At 54.1% G+C, this 15,529-nt stretch carries 16 protein-coding genes; 10 read left to right on the top strand and 6 right to left on the bottom strand.

The genetic code is table 11. The annotated features are described in order from the left end of the window. The first annotated feature begins 20 nt into the window (after positions 1 to 20). The 5 genes from HKT17_RS12245 to HKT17_RS12225 all read left to right on the top strand — a co-directional run bounded on the left by HKT17_RS12245 (position 21) and on the right by HKT17_RS12225 (position 3,047). A complete protein-coding gene (locus HKT17_RS12245) occupies positions 21 to 533 on the top strand; it encodes an NUDIX domain-containing protein (protein WP_240965805.1) in 513 nt (170 codons plus the stop codon). A gap of 70 nt (positions 534 to 603) precedes the next feature. After that, entirely contained in the window at positions 604 to 831 is a 228-nt protein-coding gene (locus tag HKT17_RS12240) for a sulfurtransferase TusA family protein (RefSeq protein WP_008252019.1), read from the top strand. Between the two features lie 15 nt (positions 832 to 846). After that, positions 847 to 1,500: a PIN domain-containing protein gene (locus tag HKT17_RS12235; protein ID WP_171100399.1), complete on the top strand. Its 654-nt coding sequence runs from the start codon at positions 847 to 849 to the stop codon at positions 1,498 to 1,500. Positions 1,501 to 1,572: 72 nt separating this feature from the next. After that, positions 1,573 to 2,046: a BLUF domain-containing protein gene (locus tag HKT17_RS12230; RefSeq protein ID WP_171100397.1), complete on the top strand. Its 474-nt coding sequence runs from the start codon at positions 1,573 to 1,575 to the stop codon at positions 2,044 to 2,046. Positions 2,047 to 2,111: 65 nt separating this feature from the next. Next, on the top strand, positions 2,112 to 3,047 hold the full coding sequence (locus HKT17_RS12225; protein ID WP_240965804.1) for an MBL fold metallo-hydrolase: 936 nt from the start codon (positions 2,112 to 2,114) through the stop codon (positions 3,045 to 3,047). 63 nt (positions 3,048 to 3,110) lie between these two features. On the opposite strand, the gene HKT17_RS12220 is transcribed toward HKT17_RS12225, so the two are convergent. Beyond that, the gene (locus tag HKT17_RS12220) at positions 3,111 to 5,960 is read right to left on the bottom strand and encodes a valine--tRNA ligase (protein WP_171100392.1); all 2,850 of its coding nucleotides are present in this window, start codon (positions 5,958 to 5,960) and stop codon (positions 3,111 to 3,113) included. A gap of 261 nt (positions 5,961 to 6,221) precedes the next feature. On the opposite strand from HKT17_RS12220, the gene HKT17_RS12215 reads away from it, so the two are divergent. Then, positions 6,222 to 7,847 carry a methyl-accepting chemotaxis protein gene (locus HKT17_RS12215; protein ID WP_171100389.1) on the top strand — a complete coding sequence of 542 codons (1,626 nt, stop codon included), beginning with the start codon at positions 6,222 to 6,224 and terminating at the stop codon, positions 7,845 to 7,847. On the opposite strand, the gene HKT17_RS12210 is transcribed toward HKT17_RS12215, so the two are convergent. Genes HKT17_RS12210 through HKT17_RS12200 form a run of 3 tightly spaced genes read right to left on the bottom strand, consistent with a single transcriptional unit; the run spans position 7,848 to position 10,134 of the window. Next, positions 7,848 to 8,078: a hypothetical protein gene (locus tag HKT17_RS12210; RefSeq protein WP_105027157.1), complete on the bottom strand. Its 231-nt coding sequence runs from the start codon at positions 8,076 to 8,078 to the stop codon at positions 7,848 to 7,850. It abuts the gene before it with no gap. Positions 8,079 to 8,099: 21 nt separating this feature from the next. Continuing rightward, a complete protein-coding gene (locus tag HKT17_RS12205) occupies positions 8,100 to 8,522 on the bottom strand; it encodes a DNA polymerase III subunit chi (RefSeq protein ID WP_171100387.1) in 423 nt (140 codons plus the stop codon). A 10-nt stretch (positions 8,523 to 8,532) separates the two neighbouring features. Then, positions 8,533 to 10,134: a leucyl aminopeptidase gene (locus HKT17_RS12200; RefSeq protein WP_171100385.1), complete on the bottom strand. Its 1,602-nt coding sequence runs from the start codon at positions 10,132 to 10,134 to the stop codon at positions 8,533 to 8,535. A gap of 77 nt (positions 10,135 to 10,211) precedes the next feature. Here HKT17_RS12200 and lptF point away from each other — a divergent pair, with 77 nt between their 5' ends. From lptF to HKT17_RS12180, 4 genes are read left to right on the top strand one after another with little or no spacing between them, the layout of a single operon-like run. Then, positions 10,212 to 11,384, top strand: coding sequence for an LPS export ABC transporter permease LptF (lptF, locus tag HKT17_RS12195; protein ID WP_171100384.1), 1,173 nt, complete (start codon positions 10,212 to 10,214; stop codon positions 11,382 to 11,384). Next, positions 11,381 to 12,619, top strand: a complete 1,239-nt coding sequence (gene lptG / locus HKT17_RS12190) for an LPS export ABC transporter permease LptG (protein WP_105027154.1) — start codon at positions 11,381 to 11,383, stop codon at positions 12,617 to 12,619. The genes lptF and lptG overlap by 4 nt, the downstream gene beginning before the upstream one ends. Then, positions 12,616 to 12,993, top strand: coding sequence for a sirohydrochlorin chelatase (locus HKT17_RS12185; protein ID WP_008252033.1), 378 nt, complete (start codon positions 12,616 to 12,618; stop codon positions 12,991 to 12,993). The genes lptG and HKT17_RS12185 overlap by 4 nt, the downstream gene beginning before the upstream one ends. Positions 12,994 to 13,015: 22 nt before the next feature. After that, entirely contained in the window at positions 13,016 to 13,276 is a 261-nt protein-coding gene (locus HKT17_RS12180; protein ID WP_008252035.1) for a hypothetical protein, read from the top strand. A gap of 19 nt (positions 13,277 to 13,295) precedes the next feature. On the opposite strand, the gene cobA is transcribed toward HKT17_RS12180, so the two are convergent. Both cobA and HKT17_RS12170 read right to left on the bottom strand, forming a co-directional pair. Beyond that, positions 13,296 to 14,090: a uroporphyrinogen-III C-methyltransferase gene (gene cobA, locus HKT17_RS12175; RefSeq protein ID WP_171100382.1), complete on the bottom strand. Its 795-nt coding sequence runs from the start codon at positions 14,088 to 14,090 to the stop codon at positions 13,296 to 13,298. 55 nt (positions 14,091 to 14,145) lie between these two features. Next, positions 14,146 to 15,495, bottom strand: a complete 1,350-nt coding sequence (locus HKT17_RS12170; protein ID WP_171100380.1) for a sulfate adenylyltransferase subunit 1 — start codon at positions 15,493 to 15,495, stop codon at positions 14,146 to 14,148. Between the last annotated feature and the right edge of the window lie 34 nt (positions 15,496 to 15,529).

Here is a 15,529-nt window from a genome sequence, read left to right as displayed (position 1 = left end):
CAATCAGACCGGGACGCACCATGAGCAAAGCCATTTATCAGTACTGTCCCATGTGTGCCACAAAGCTGCACGAGTTGCAGCATTCTGGTCAGCCCCGCATGGCGTGCGGTGCTTGTGGCTTCGTGCAGTGGGGCAACCCAGTGCCGGTGGTGGCTGCATTGGTGGAGTACGAGGGCAAGGTGCTGCTGGCCCGCAATGTGGCGTGGCCCGCACATTTTTACGCGCTCATTACCGGGTTTCTGGAACGCAATGAAACACCTGAGCAAGGTGCCATTCGCGAACTGAAAGAAGAAACCAATCTGGATGCAGTTGAAAGCAGCTTGATTGGGGTGTATCCCTTTCCGATGAAAAATGAAGTGATTATTTGTTATCACATCAAGGCGGTGGGCAACATTAACTTGTCGGAAGAACTGGCCGACTACAAGCTGGTAGAACCCGCTGAATTGCGCCCCTGGCGCATGGGCACTGGTTTGGCCATGGCCGATTGGCTAAGCGCCCGTCAGCTGCCTGTCAACTGGATTGAATTAAAATAGTGAAAAATCACAAGTAAGCTCACAAGCGAACTCAAGAGGAGTGAGCGAGAAACAAACAGGAGTAAGAGACATGAATTTTGACCGTGAAGTCGACGCCAGCGGATTGAACTGCCCGCTGCCCATTTTGAGAACCAAGAAGGCTTTGGCAGAAATGCAGAGCGGCCAGGTGCTCAAAGTGACTTCCACCGACCCAGGCTCGGTGCGCGATTTCGCCATGTTTGCCAAACAGACCGGCAACGAATTGGTAGAGCAGGCTGACCAGTCTGGCTCATTCGTTTTCTACATGAAGCGCCGTTAAACCGGCCGGCACCTGGTGAGCGTTGTTCTCGGCAAGCCCGAGGTGCCACAACATTGGTTGCTTGACGCCAATGTGCTGTTCTCTGAATGGACCCGTTGGCTGATGGTTGCGCTGGCTGAGCGCAGGCAGGCCACCTTGTATTGGACTCCCCACATCGAAAACGAGTGTTACCGAAATTTGGTTCGCTTGGGGCGTTTACATGCCGACGATGCGGACCAGGAGCGCCACGCCTTACCCAGCCGTTTACAGGCAGTGCTGTTGCCGCAAAACCACGAACCTTATCTGGCTGATGTTCGGCAGGTAGATGAAAAGGACCGCCATGTTGCTGCATCGGCCTTGGCTCTGCGGCACCAATTGCAACAACCCGTCGGTTTGCTCACCTGGAACTTGAAAGACTTTCCGAGAAAGCCGCTGTTGAAGCTTGGTGTGGTGCGGATGTGTCCCGATGAGCTTTGTGTAGAGCTGGCGAAAACCAAAACTGGCCTGCAGGCTTGTCTGGAACAAAGCGTGCAGTTGATGCAGGCCAGCTTGGCCACACAGCCCAGCCAAAACCCCACGGCTTATCAAAGCAAGGCGAGTCCTTTGCCACAAAACAGCGAGGACTGGATCCAGTTTTTGGGAAGAAACCGCATGCACAAGACCGCAAAGGTTTATTCTCGTCCAAATTGACTACCCCGTTCTGGTTAGTTAGATTAGGCCACGGGCGTCATATGATTGTCATACACAAATTCCGGGAATTGTATGCTGAGACTAATTTACACATCGGTTCAAGTGCCGGGCTTTGATCGCCTGGCCTTTGAGCAATTGTGTGAGCAGGCGTCTCAAAACAACCGAAATCTGGGTATCGAGGGCCTGCTGTTGTGCAATGGCATGGAGTTTATGCAGTGCCTTGAAGGCCCCCGGGAAGCGGTGAGCTCAGTCTATAAAAAGATAGTGAAAGACCCCCGGCACTCTGACATTCGTCTGCTGGTGTCTGAGACCACCGAAGAGCTGATGTTTGAAAAGTGGTCTATGGTGGGCTTGGGCACCCGGCCACAATCGGCGTTGAGTGGCGAGTCTATTGCGTATACACTTCTTGATCATCGCTTGTATCGCCCCTGGAAGTCCCTTGGGCTCGGTGCAGCTGATTTAATTTATGAATATGCCAAGGTCAAAGCCGAGCTAGAAAAAGCAGGTGAAATGGGTCTGCTGAGCAAGGTGTTCGACGTGTATTAACCAAGATTCAAGCAGGTCGCAGTATGACAATTCCTTCCCTCCTTCGTGTAATTCCCCTGTTGTGTATGCTTCCCCTCGCTGCTCAGGCGCAGGCCCCAGCGCAAGGCTTGGTCAAAGTGACCCCTTTGGGTGGCCAGCAGGGCGAGTTTTGTCGCTTTGACCGCGCCATGATTTTCGAAGATCCGAATGGCACCCGGATTTTGTACGACGCTGGCCGCACAGTGGCGGGTGCTGAAGACCCCCGCTTGGGAAAAATTGATGTGGTGTTGGTAAGCCACATGCACGGTGACCACTTGGGCGACCGGCACAACCCGGCTCCCAATGCGGGCAGCTGTGACAAACCCGATATTTCCGCCAGTGCTTTGCCCAACTCCAACAGTGTGAACATTGCTGTAAAAACCGGTGCAAAAATTGTGACTGGCAGTGAAATGCCTTCCTTCTTTGCCGCCAAATTGAAACAAGCCGGCGGTGACGAGAAAAACTCGGTACTGGTTCGTTTCGGAGCAATGCAAACCATCAACGGTGTGGGCATTACCACCGTGCCTGCTGCGCACAGCAACGGCATTGCGGGTGATTTTGTTGGGCAACGATTGGGCGATATGCTCAAAGAAACAGGGATTACGGCCTATGCTGGCCCCGCCACTGGCTACGTGGTCAAGTTCAGCAATGGTTTAACGGTGTATCTGAGTGGCGACACGGGTATCACTGGCGAACAAAAAGAAGTGGTGGGTGAATACTACAAGCCGCAATTGGCTGTGATGAACATCGGTGACACCTTCACCACTGGTCCGCGGGAAGCGGCTTATGTGGTGAATGAGTTGGTAGAGCCCAAAGCTGTCATTGCGAGCCATGCCAATGAAGTGGCCACCCAGAATGGCAAGGTAATTGCGGGTACAAAAACCGAGCAATTCATGAAGGCCAGCAAGGTGCCTGTGTACGTGCCGTTGAGTGACAAAACCATGAGTTTTGATGGCAAGGGCAGGTGCACTGCGGGTTGTTGATTACCCAGCGATTGTGAAAAAAAAGAGCACCGAATGGTTCATTTCGGTGCTCTTTTTTTGTGCCTATTTCAACTTGTTCAGCTGGCTCTCCAGCTTTTCAAGCAAAGCGCTGAATTCGGCCAGCCTGGCTTTTTCCTGATCCACCACTGCTGCGGGTGCACGGTCTACAAAGCTGGCGTTGCCCAGTTTGCCATTGCACTTGGCAATCTCAATACGAATTTTTTCTGCTTCTTTGCCAATGCGGGCACGCTCGGCTTGCACATCAATTTCAATGTGCAGCATCAATTTCAGTTCGCCAACAATTTGTACGGGTGCCATGGAGTCTGCGGGCAGTGAATCAACCACGTCCACTTTGCTGAGTTTGGCCAAGGCAGCCAACACCGGGCCAGTTTTTTCAAGAAAGGCGCGTTGCTCTGCATTGCCTTCACAACTGGCAATCAGCGGTACTTTGTCTGCCGGGCCCAAGCCCATTTCGCTGCGCAATGCGCGAATGGCATCTACGGTGGCTTTCAGTTGGAGCACAAAGCTTTCTGCTTTTTCATCAATGCGGGAAGGCACGCTGACCGGGTAGGCTTGGGTCATCAAGCTGGCTTGCACGCCTTCTTCCCTGCGCCCTGCGACCACGCTGACCGTTTGCCAGAGTTCTTCGGTGATGAACGGAATAATGGGATGGGCCAGGCGCAAAATTGTTTCCAGCACCCGCACCAGTGTGCGGCGTGTGGCGCGTTGCTGTGCGGGTGTGCCATTGGCAATTTGCACCTTGGCGATTTCAAGGTACCAGTCGCAGTATTCGTCCCACACAAACTGGTAAATGCTTTGCGCAATCAAGTCGAATCGGTAGGTCTCAAAACCTTGTGCCACATCCGCTTCAACGCGTTGCAAGGTGCTTGTGATCCAGCGGTCCGCTTGAGAAAAATCAAGGTAGCCACCTGGCGTGCAGGCGTCTGCATCGTGGTCGCTCAAACCACAATCTTGCCCTTCCGTGTTCATCAACACAAAGCGGGTGGCGTTCCACAGCTTGTTGCAGAAGTTGCGGTAACCGTCGCAGCGCTTCTGGTCAAAGTTGATGTTGCGGCCCAAGGTGGCCAGGCTTGCGAAGGTAAAGCGCAGTGCATCTGCGCCGTAGGCCGGAATACCTTCGGGGAATTCCTTGCGGGTTTTTTTCTCGATCTTCGGTGCGTCTTGCGGCTTGCTCAATCCAGTGGTGCGTTTCACCAAAAGCGTATCAAGGCTGCAACCATCAATCAAATCGACCGGGTCCAACGTGTTGCCCACCGACTTACTCATTTTCTTGCCCTCGGCGTCTCGCACCAAACCATGCACATACACGGTGTGGAAGGGCACCTGGCCGGTGAAGTGGGTGGTCATCATGATCATTCGGGCAACCCAGAAGAAAATGATGTCAAAGCCAGTCACCAACACGGAGGAAGGCAGGAAGTGTTTCAGCTCTGGTGTTTCGTCGGGCCAGCCCAAGGTGCTGAAAGGCACCAGAGCGGAGCTGAACCAGGTGTCCAGCACATCGTCGTCGCGCTTTAGTTCGCCGTTGTAGCCGATTGCGGCAGCCTTGCTGCGTGCATCCGCTTCCGTGCGGGCTACAAACACTTCGCCGTTCTCGCCATACCAAGCCGGGATTTGGTGGCCCCACCACAACTGGCGGGAAATACACCAGTCTTGAATGTTGTTCAGCCACTGGTTGTAGGTGTTCACCCATTGTTCGGGCACAAACTTAACCTGGCCCTGTTCAACTGCGTCGATCGCTTTTTGGGTAATGCTTTTTCCGGTGGCATCACCCTCGGCCACTTTGGTCATGGCCACAAACCACTGGTCAGTCAACATGGGTTCAATTACCACGCCCGTGCGGTCGCCCTTGGGAACCATCAGCTTGTGGGGCTTGATTTCGCCCAGCAGGCCTTGTTCTTCCAGGTCAGCCACAATTTGCTTGCGGGCGACAAAACGATCCATGCCCACGTACTTGGCAGGTGCTTGCTCGTTAATCGTTGCATCCAGCGTCAGGATATTGATCAGCTCAAGCTTGTGGCGCTGGCCCACGGCATAGTCGTTGAAGTCGTGTGCGGGTGTTACCTTCACCACGCCCGTACCGAAGCTGCTGTCCACGTACTCGTCGGCAATAATCGTCAACTCGCGGTCGCACAAGGGCAGCTTTACTTTCTTGCCAATCAGGTGCTGGTAGCGTTCATCGTCGGGGTGAACCATCACGGCAGAATCACCCAGCATGGTTTCCGGGCGGGTGGTGGCCACTGTCAAGTGGGTCAAGCCTTTCACGGGGTCAGCTTCAACCAGTGGGTACTTCAGTTCCCACAGGTGGCCTTCGGTTTCAACGCTTTCCACTTCCAGGTCAGAAACGGCAGTTTTCAAAACCGGGTCCCAGTTCACCAAGCGCTTGCCGCGGTAAATCAGGCCTTGCTCAAACAGGCGAACAAAGACCTCGGTGACCGATTTGGACAGGGCCGGGTCCATGGTGAAGTACTCGCGCTGCCAATCTACGCTGGCACCCATGCGGCGCATTTGCTCGGTAATTTTGCTGCCGCTTTCGTTTTTCCATTCCCAAATTTTCTCCACGAATTTTTCGCGGCCCAAATCGTGGCGGGTAATGTTCTTGGCGGCCAGTTGGCGTTCAACCACAATTTGCGTGGCAATGCCTGCGTGGTCAGTGCCTGGTTGCCACAGGGTGTTGTGACCCCGCATGCGGTAATAGCGTGTCAGCCCGTCCATGATGGTTTGGTTGAATGCATGGCCCATGTGCAACGTACCAGTCACATTCGGTGGTGGGAGTTGAATGCAAAAGTCGGGTTTGCCTTCCTCTGTTGTGGCCTTGGCGTGGCCTTGGCGCTCCCATTCAGGGCCCCAGTGGGATTCAATGGCATTCGGGTCGAAACTTTTGGCAAGGGTCATGGCAGTGGTACTTGAAAATGAACAACGTCAACAAAGGCTTAGCCCGACATTATAGCGTTTGCGGGTGCCCTGCCGGCTTTGAGTTGTTTGGTCTGGGGCAGGAAAGCCCCTTTATTCCCCAATTTCAGGTGTCCCCCCTTACTGCACAATGTTCATACGTCCGACTGGGTGGCTGTCTTCAAATAGCCCTGTTCGAGTGAGGCTTTTTTAGAAATACAACGGTATGTTGTAAATCAATGACAGTTCAAAGAGGGGTGTCTCATGTTGAGTTCCATTAGTGCCAAATTCAGTGCCAGCTTGGTCACGGTGATCGCGCTGGGCGTGGTAGTCGGTGGCCTGGGTGTGTTTAACAGTAAGCGGATCATGGATGCCAATGCCAAAAACGAATTCACCCACGAGGTGATCGAGAATGTGCTGGGTGTTCGCGAGAATCTGTTGAATATTGAAACCGGCGAACGCGGATTTTTACTGCGTGGTGATGAGGCTTACCTGACCCCGTACAACGACGGCAAAGAGCAGGTTCGCAAACACCTTGACAAGGCTTCTGAGTTGACAGTCCACAATCCGGTTGTCACCGAGGAGTTGCGCTTGTTCAACGCACATTACCGAACTTGGCTGAACTCCGTCATTGATCCGTTGATCGATGCCAAGCGTTTGGTCATCGAGGGCAATATGGCCCCGGAAGACTTCAATGCCTTGGTGGATTCCACTCCGGGCAAACCATTGATGGACAAAATGCGTCAGGCTTTGGCCAAAGTGGAGGCAGAAGAATACCGCTTGCTGAAGCAGCGCCAAGAGGCCAGCCAGGGTGTTTACCAGCAATCCATTTGGATTACTGTGGCCATTACCTTGTTTGCCCTGTTCACTGGTTTAACCTTGAATTTCCTGATTTCCCGTTTGTTTAAACGCAAGTTAGGCACTGCGACAATTCACATCAATGCTTTGGCCGAAGGCAAGCTGAACAGCAATATTCAGGTGCAGGGCAAAGACGAAGTCGACGGGCTGTTGCTTGCACTGGGCAAGGCACAAACCAATTTGCGTGGTTTGATTGAGGGTATTCGTGGTTCCACTGCCTCGTTGACTGAGAGTGCAAGTGCCGTGCGTACTTCGTCCGATGAAATGAACAAGGCGGCTTCTGAGCAGGCGGATGCCACGTCGTCCATGGCTGCGGCAGTCGAGCAATTGACTGTGTCGATTAGCCAGATCACTGAGAACTCCAACGATGCTTCACACACAGCCATGCAGGCCAAGCAGTCTGCCGATCAAGGCAGCGTCACTTTGGGCCAGGTGGTGGACGGCATTCGGAAAATTGCCAGCTCGGTGCAAGGCAGTGCCAGCACAGTGCGCTCGCTTGAGCAGCAGTCCAATGAAATTTCCGAGATTATTTCAACCATCACCGACATTGCCGACCGCACCAACTTGTTGGCCTTGAATGCGGCCATTGAGGCGGCACGTGCAGGTGAAAGCGGTCGTGGTTTTGCAGTGGTTGCCGATGAAGTACGCAAACTGGCTGAGCAAACGAAGGGCTCGTCTGAGCGCATTTCAACCATGGTGTTCCAGATTCAGAGCATTACCCAGCAGGCTTCCAAGTCCATGGAAGATTCGGTGGGTATGGTGAAGCAGGGCATTGAACAGGCAGACTCGGTGTCGGGAACCATTGACCAGATCAAGGCCAATGCGGACCGCGTGAATGAGGCCATTCAGGCCATTACCGTGTCGATGAAAGAGCAAAGCAATGTGAGTGTTGAAATTAGCCGCAACGTGGAGCGTGTTGCGCAAATGACCGAAGAAAACACAGCGGCCATTGCGCAAAACAAGTATGTGGCTCAGCAAATTTCAGACTTGGCAGGCAGCTTGACGCAGTCTGTGCAGGTGTTCAAAACCTGACTATTTTTTCAGCGCGTCCAGCACTACTTTTTCAAACTCTTGCATCAGCTGGGGTTTGATCCGTAGCAGGGCGCGTTCGAACAGTTCAGGCAATTGCGCCCGCAAAATTTCAATTTGCGGGTCGCTCAAGTTGCCACTCAGGCGGTTACCCGTGGATTGTTCAATTTCCCGCAAACCCGATTCAATTACCTCGGTCAACAGGGGCGGGCCACCATCAAAATGTTCACTCATGTTGTTGTCCTTAAGCCCCGATTAACCGCTGGCGCGGTCAAAGGTATTCAGCGGGTAACCCCGTTCCTTGTAAAACTTGTAGCGTTGCCGCGCCAATGCCTTGTTGTCTTCGTCTGTGCCCACAATTTCAACGAGCCGTTCAAACCGCGCAAAAAACGGTGGCCACTGTTCGTCCAGGTTAATCAATAAATCGTAGTGGGCGATGTCATCGGCTTTGTCGGTCAACACAATGGGCGTGTCAGCCACACCTGGGTGGCCACTGACCACATGGGGTAAAAAGTCCTCTTCCGAGAAAGTCCACAGCAGCTTGTCCAGATTTTCAAGTACCTCGGGACGGGTGCTGTAGCACACAATTTTCAGCCCACTGCCGTACGCCTTTCGAATCAATCGACAGGTGTACAGCAGGTGGTCGGACACATTCAGATGAAAGTCAATTCGGGTCAATTCACAACCCTCAGGCTTTTGCGCGCTTCATGACAAACTCAGCCAGCAAAGGCACCGGGCGGCCACTTGCGCCTTTCGCCTTGCCTGAATGCCATGCTGTACCCGCGATGTCCAGGTGCGCCCAGCTGTAGGCCTTGGTGTACTTTTGCAGGAAACACGCGGCAGTGACGCTGCCTGCGGGCGGCCCACCAATGTTGGCCATGTCGGCAAAGTTGCTTTTTAACTGCTCGTGGTATTCCTCGTCCAAAGGCATGCGCCATGCTGTGTCCAATGCGTTTTGACCCGCCTTGAACAATTCATTGGCCAGTTCGTCATCGGGGCTGAACAAGCCGCTGTTCACATGACCCAGCGCCACAATACAGGCACCGGTGAGGGTGGCCACATCGACCACGGCGGCGGGGTTAAACCGCTCAACGTAGGTAAGTGCATCACACAAAATCAGGCGGCCTTCTGCATCGGTATTCAAAATTTCAATGGTTTGCCCGCTCATGGACACCACCACGTCGCCTGGCTTGCTTGCGTTACCGGCAGGCATGTTCTCGGCCGTGGGTACTACCACAATCAGGTTCAGGGCCAACTTCATTTCAGCGGCGGCTTTCATGGTACCCAACACGCTGGCTGCGCCACACATGTCGTATTTCATTTCGTCCATGCCCGCACCGGGCTTCAGTGAAATACCACCAGTGTCAAAGGTAATGCCTTTGCCAACCAGCACCACTGGGGCTTCTTTGGGGTCTTTTGCGCCGTTGTACTTCAACACGATCAGTTTGGGGGGTTCGCTGGACGCTTTGCCCACCGACAACAGGCTGAACATGCCCAGCGCTTCCATCTTTTTGTGGTCCAGCACGTCAACGCCCAGCTTGTATTGCTTGGCCAGGGCTTTGGCTGTTTCAGCCAGGTAATTTGGAGTGCAAATATTGCCGGGCAAGTTGCCCAAGTCTTTGGTCAGCTGCATGCCATTGCCAATGGCTTGACCAATGGCGGCGCCTTTTTCAACAGCCTCTTGGGTGGATTTGGTGCAGGCCAGCTCGAAGGCGGGAGGGGCGGCTGCGTCTTCATCCTGTTTTTTGCAGGCTGAAAAGCTGTAAAAGCTCTCGGTAATGGTGCGTGCGCACAAAGCCGCAATTTCCTTGTCGCTGCTTTTCTTGGGTACTTCTTGGTTCACGGCGAAAAATACCTTCGCAGGCTTCAGGCCTTTGAGCGCTTCGCAGGCGGCACTGGTGGCTTTGCGCAGGGTTTTGGTGGTCAGCTTGTCGGCTTCATCCAGACCCACCAGCACGTACACCGGCGCGCCGGCTTTCGCGGTGTTGAAAACCACGCGGCAACTGCCAGCATTGCCCAGGTTTTTGTCGGTTTTACAGGCATTGGCCACCAAGCCTTCGGTGTCAATGTCGGCCCGTTTGGCGGCTGCGGTCAATTCACCCTCTTTGTACACAGCAACCACAGCCACATCGCAACCCTTGGTGGGCACAGGTCCGCCGGCAGTCACTTTGGCGACAGCGCCCGTACCCGCCTTGAAGCTGAACATGGGCGGTGGCGTCGGCGCCGCTTTTTTGGCGACACGTGTGGAACTGGTTTTTCTGGCTTTGGGAGTGGCGGGTGTTGCTGTCATGGTGTTCCTTCTTGCGATTAATGCTCGACCATTCAAAACGAATGCATGCGACAATCTACCATTATTAACAAGCTGGGTTGGCGAGTCAAAGCACAGCCCACCTGCATTGCATGCTGTTTCGATCCACTTTTCGAAAAGACTTCGCACAAACCGCTGGCGCCACCTTCGTGGCCCTGTTCACCATCATTGTGACCACTGTGCTGGTTCGTACCCTGGGTCAGGCTGCGGGCGGCAAGGTGGACAACGCTGAGGTATTTACACTCATTTTATTGGGCGGTCTTCAATACCTGCCGGCTGCCTTGGTCATCACCGTGTTCATCGCAGTGATGGGGGTTGTGTCGCGCGCCTTCAAAGAGCAGGAAATGACCGCCTGGTTTGCCTCGGGCGTGTCCTTGTTTTCACTGGTGCGACCTGTGCTGCGCTTTGCCGTGCCGCTGACCGTGTTGGCCTTGGTGTGCTCGGTATGGCTTACCCCATGGGCCAAAGCTGAGTTGGATGCAGCCAAAGACCGCTTTGCGAAACGCAGCGATGTGAGCAAGGTCAGCGCGGGGCAGTTCCGGGAATCAGGCGAAGGCAACCGCGTGTTCTTCGTAGAGCGTCAGTCTGAAGTCACCAAGCAGGTCGAAAACGTGTTTGTAGTCGACTCCAAAGGCGACACCCGGACTGTGGTCTCGGCTGCGCGCGGTAGCGTAGAAGTGGACGCCAGTGGTCAGCCTTACCTGGTGTTGAGCGGTGGGCGCCGCGCTACACTGGACGGCACTGGAGAACGGTTTACCAGCACCGAGTTCGAAACTTACGGTTTGGCAATTGACAACACATTGGGTGCCGCCCCCAGCTTTCAGTTACAGCACCGCCGTGTCGACCTGTTGATTGCCGATTTTTCACCCGCCGCTCAAGGCGAACTGTTGTGGCGAATCAGCTTGCCCTTGTCTGCCCTGGCACTGGGTTTGCTGGCCATTCCATTGGCCTTTGTCAATCCGCGCGGCGGCAATTCACTGAACCAGCTTTTTGCCCTGTTGATTTATCTCACCTACAGCAACATCGTGTCGGTCACCCAAAGCATGGTCACCAAGGAAACCCTCGACTTCTGGGTGGCCTTGGTGCTGCCGCATGCCAGTGTATTGCTGATGTTCTACTTGTTGATGGTGAAGCGCAACCGCCCTGCGGGTGCGCCTCTGCTTCGCTGGCGCAGACCGGGTCGTGCCCTTGATTTGCAAGACGTGGTGGCGGGCCAGGAGATCAAGCGATGAAAATGTCCTCCCGCGATGTTCGCAAACAGGTCAGCAAACCATTTCAGGTACCCCATTCGCTGCTGGTGTATTTTCGCAGCGAGCTATACAAAGCCATCAGTTTCGTGATGGTGGCTTTTGTGGGTTTGTTTGCGTTTTTCGATTTGATCGCCGAGGTAGACCGTTTGAGTTTGCCCGGCACCAGCTGGTTTTATTATTTCATCGCCGTGTTGCTGGGCCTGCCCGCACGGGTTTACGAAATAGCGCCCATCGCCGCGCTGATTGGTTCCATATACGCGCTGGTTCAATTGGCCGCCAGCAGTGAATTGACTGCCATGCGCGCCGCAGGTCTAAGCACCACCAGCATGCTGAAAATGCTGGTTCGAATTGCGGCGGGCGTGGTGGTCATTACGGTGTTGTTTGGCGAGGGCGTGGCACCCTTGGCCGAAAGGGCAGCAGTGCCCATGCGCGCCAAGGCTCTGGGCTATGAGGTAGACCGTGATTTTCGCAGCGGATACTGGATGCGAGACACCTACAGTGCCCCGGATGCCGAATCACGTGTGCGTTTCGTGAATTTTGATTCATTCAACAAAGACGGCGAATTGCTCAAACTTGAATACTATGAGCTCGATCCTGAATCCAGAATTCGTGCTTGGGTTCGCGCTGAAAGTGCAAAGTTTGATCCGGACAGTGGCGATTGGGAATTGCGCAATGTTTTGCTGCAGCGTTATTTCGATGAGGCAGTGAACAACCCCGATGCGGCCCGTGCGGGTTTAACCATTCAGGCCAGTGAATTTGAATCACTCGACACCATGCGCTGGACCTCGAATTTGTCCCCAGAGTTGCTCACGGGTTTATTCGTTCGCCCTGACCGCATGAGCGCCTGGCAGTTGTACAACTACTCGAAATTCCTGAGCAGTAATTTGCAGGCCACTGACAACATTGATTTGGCCTTCGCCAAAAAAATAATGTACCCGTTTGCCATTCTCATCATGATGATGATCTCGCTGCCGTTTGCCTACCTGCATTTCCGCTCGGGCAGTGTCAGCGTAAAGGTGTTTGCGGGCATCATGATTGGCGTGGGTTTCCATTTGGTCAACAACCTGTTTTCCCACCTCAGCATGGTGGCCAGTTTCCCGCCCTTTGTGAGCGCTGCTTTGCCCAGCCTGCTGGGATTTGTGGTGGGTATGGGGGCATTGTGGTGGGTGTCGCAACCAGCGCCTTGGCGCACTTTGAATGTATTGAGGAATCGATGAGCAGTACCCAGAAAAAAGCAGTTGTGTTGTTTGGCCACGGTGCGCGAGACCCCCAATGGGCCGAACCCATGAAACGGTTGCAAAGCATTTTGATTGGGCAATTGCCCAACGTGCAGGTTGAGCTGGCTTTTCTGGAATTGATGGCACCAAGTTTGCCAGACACCGTGGATTGCATGGCGCAAGGCGGTGTGACGCACATTCAAGTGGTGCCCATCTTCTTCGGTCGGGGCGGGCATTTGAAAAATGATTTTCCGGTCATCATGGCTGAATTGAAAGCCAGACACCCGGGTTTGAACATTGAGGCCACAAGTGCTGTGGGTCAGTGGGATGCAGTGTGGCAAGCAATTGCCAATGAAATTGTTCAGCAGGTTTAATTAAAACAACTGGAGATAGAACATGAAGAAATGGTTGCTGTTGGCTGCGCTGTGTTTTTCAATCCCTGCCCATGCACAATCCACCGAGGCCGCTTGTCAGGCCAAGGCGGTGAGCAAGGAAGGAAAGCCCCTGGCTGGTGCTGCGAAAAATTCATTCATGAAAAAATGTCTGGCTGAGAACAAGGCCAGTTGTGAAGAACGTGCGGTGGGCAAAGATGGCAAGAAGCTGGCAGGTGCGGCCAAAAATTCCTTCATGAAGAAGTGCGAAGCTGCAGCGGGTTAAACGCTCGTTCTAGAGGCGATCAAGCAGCTTTGTTCGATCCGAATGGCGACCCGGTCAATTCAACACCGACCGGGTTTTTATCGCCTGCGAGTAGTTCAGCCTGTGCTTTTGCCAGCGCTTGGCCAATCAAAATAAGACAAGGTCCATCGGTGAGCTGTTCAGCAGAAAACGATGGAAGCCTGCCCAAATTCAGCGGCGTGAATTTCTCGGCAGGTAAGGACACGCTTTCACACAGAATAACCGGGGTAGCCGGATTGCGGCCTTTTTCAAGCAAGGCGGCAGCCCAGGGCCCAGCCTGACGCAAACCCATGTACACAGCCACGGTGTCGTTTTCAGTCCCGGTGAACAATTCGGTGCTGGGTACTTCATCAGCGCCCACTGAAGGGGTGGTTAAAGTAAGGCTGCGGGCCACACCACGCAAGGTGAGCGAGGCTTGCAGGCTGCTGGCCGCCGCCAGTGCAGCAGTAACACCAGGCACCACTTCAACGGTGTGGCCTGCGGTTTTCAGTGCGGTAATTTCCTCGTCGGCACGGCCAAACACCATGGGGTCGCCGCCTTTCAGGCGCACAACCAAGCGGTATTTCTCAGCCGCTTCAACAAGCTGTTTGTTGATGAAGTGCTGGGCAGTCGATTTCTTGCCGCATCGTTTTCCAACGGCGACAAGTTTTGCATTGGGGTGGGCTTCAGAAAGAAGAGAGGGACTGACCAGCGCGTCGTAAAACACACAGTCTGCCTGCATCAACAGCTTCAGGCCACGAACGGTGATTAAATCCTCCGCTCCAGGTCCTGCTCCAATCAATACAACGCGTCCCATCTCAAAAGTCCCTATTTAAGAACAAGCAACCAACAACCGGGTGAAGGGTCGTTGCTTAGTTCTTTGCAACGATCATGCCAGCTGCCACGGTTTGGTTGGTGGCACTGTCAATCAGGATAAAACTACCCGTTGCGCGGCATTCGGTGTACAAATCCGCCACGATGGGCTGGGCCAGCACCAATTCAATCTGTGCGATGTCGTTCATTTGCACCGTTTTGGTGCTTTCACCATGCAGCAGGGTGTGAATGTCGAGCACCAAATTCACGGATTTGATTTTGGCCTGGGTTTGGCGCGTGGTCTGCTTGATCCAGTACTTGCGAGCAGGGTTCAATGGCTCATTGTCCAGCCAGCAAATGTCGGCCGTCAATGCTTTCACCGGGGCGTGGTTCACTGTGTCGCCAACGCTGACAATTTGATCGCCACGGGATACATCCACATCGCGGTCCAGCACCAAGGTGACACACTGCCCCAAGTGGGCTTCGGGCAAATCATCGTTCAAAAATACAATGCGCTGTACAACTGCGCTTTGGCCAGAAGGGTGAACCACCACGGTGTCGCCCACCTTCACGCTGCCACCTTCAACACGGCCCATGTAGCCGCGGAAGTCCTCGGCTTTGTGACCATCGTGGCGGGCCACCAATTGCACCGGGAAGCGGAAACCCACCTTGTGCGCAGCTTCTGCACGGTCAGCACGGCTGGGAATGTTTTCCAGAATGGGCAGCAAGGGCTGGCCAGTGTACCAAGGGGTTTTGGGGCTGCTGGTGACCACGTTGTCGCCGGTCAGGGCTGAAATCGGCAGCACCAGCGCTTCTTGTACGCCCACGGTGACTGCCAGCTCACGCACGGCTTTTTCGGTGGCAATGAATTTGGCGTGGTCGAAATCAACCAGGTCCATTTTGTTCACGGCAAACAAAATGGCGGGAATGCCCAACTTGCCGGCAATGGCGCTGTGGCGTTTGGTTTGGGCCAGCAGCGTGGCTTTCAGGCCTTCTGTGCTTTCTTCAAATGCAACGCGGGTAATGTCGACCAGCACAATGGCTACATCGGCTGTGGACGCACCAGTCACCATGTTGCGGGTGTACTGCTCGTGGCCCGGTGTGTCGGCCACAATGAACTTGCGCGCAGGTGTGGCGAAGTAGCGGTAGGCCACGTCGATGGTAATGCCTTGCTCACGCTCGGCTTCCAAGCCATCGGTTAGCAATGAAAAGTCGATGGTATCGCCGGCAGTGCGCTTGTTTTTTGCCTTGGAAATGGCAGCCAGCTGGTCGGCAAAAATACCTTTGCTGTCAAAGAGCAGGCGGCCGATCAGGGTAGACTTTCCGTCGTCGACAGAACCAGCGGTGATGAAGCGCAGTACCCCATGGTCTTGGGTGCTCAGTTTCAAGGCTTCGTTAATTGCATTCATGGTATTCATCTCGTTGTTTATTTCGCGCGTGTGT

Origin of the sequence: Limnobacter sp. SAORIC-580 (assembly GCF_013004065.1) — a bacterium.
Lineage (GTDB): Bacteria > Pseudomonadota > Gammaproteobacteria > Burkholderiales > Burkholderiaceae_B > Limnobacter > Limnobacter profundi.
This window is presented reverse-complemented; position numbering and strand designations above follow the sequence as displayed.

What these genes read in the sequence shown, in the direction of transcription:
- HKT17_RS12245 (WP_240965805.1), top strand. Translation starts at nt 21, where the DNA reads ATGAGCAAAGCCATTTATCAGTACTGTCCCATGTGTGCCACAAAGCTG.
- HKT17_RS12240 (WP_008252019.1), top strand. Translation starts at nt 604, where the DNA reads ATGAATTTTGACCGTGAAGTCGACGCCAGCGGATTGAACTGCCCGCTG.
- HKT17_RS12230 (WP_171100397.1), top strand. Translation starts at nt 1,573, where the DNA reads ATGCTGAGACTAATTTACACATCGGTTCAAGTGCCGGGCTTTGATCGC.
- HKT17_RS12225 (WP_240965804.1), top strand. Translation starts at nt 2,112, where the DNA reads ATGCTTCCCCTCGCTGCTCAGGCGCAGGCCCCAGCGCAAGGCTTGGTC.
- HKT17_RS12220 (WP_171100392.1), bottom strand. Translation starts at nt 5,960, where the DNA reads ATGACCCTTGCCAAAAGTTTCGACCCGAATGCCATTGAATCCCACTGG.
- HKT17_RS12215 (WP_171100389.1), top strand. Translation starts at nt 6,222, where the DNA reads ATGTTGAGTTCCATTAGTGCCAAATTCAGTGCCAGCTTGGTCACGGTG.
- HKT17_RS12210 (WP_105027157.1), bottom strand. Translation starts at nt 8,078, where the DNA reads ATGAGTGAACATTTTGATGGTGGCCCGCCCCTGTTGACCGAGGTAATT.
- HKT17_RS12200 (WP_171100385.1), bottom strand. Translation starts at nt 10,134, where the DNA reads ATGACAGCAACACCCGCCACTCCCAAAGCCAGAAAAACCAGTTCCACA.
- lptG (WP_105027154.1), top strand. Translation starts at nt 11,381, where the DNA reads ATGAAAATGTCCTCCCGCGATGTTCGCAAACAGGTCAGCAAACCATTT.
- HKT17_RS12185 (WP_008252033.1), top strand. Translation starts at nt 12,616, where the DNA reads ATGAGCAGTACCCAGAAAAAAGCAGTTGTGTTGTTTGGCCACGGTGCG.
- HKT17_RS12180 (WP_008252035.1), top strand. Translation starts at nt 13,016, where the DNA reads ATGAAGAAATGGTTGCTGTTGGCTGCGCTGTGTTTTTCAATCCCTGCC.
- cobA (WP_171100382.1), bottom strand. Translation starts at nt 14,090, where the DNA reads ATGGGACGCGTTGTATTGATTGGAGCAGGACCTGGAGCGGAGGATTTA.
- HKT17_RS12170 (WP_171100380.1), bottom strand. Translation starts at nt 15,495, where the DNA reads ATGAATGCAATTAACGAAGCCTTGAAACTGAGCACCCAAGACCATGGG.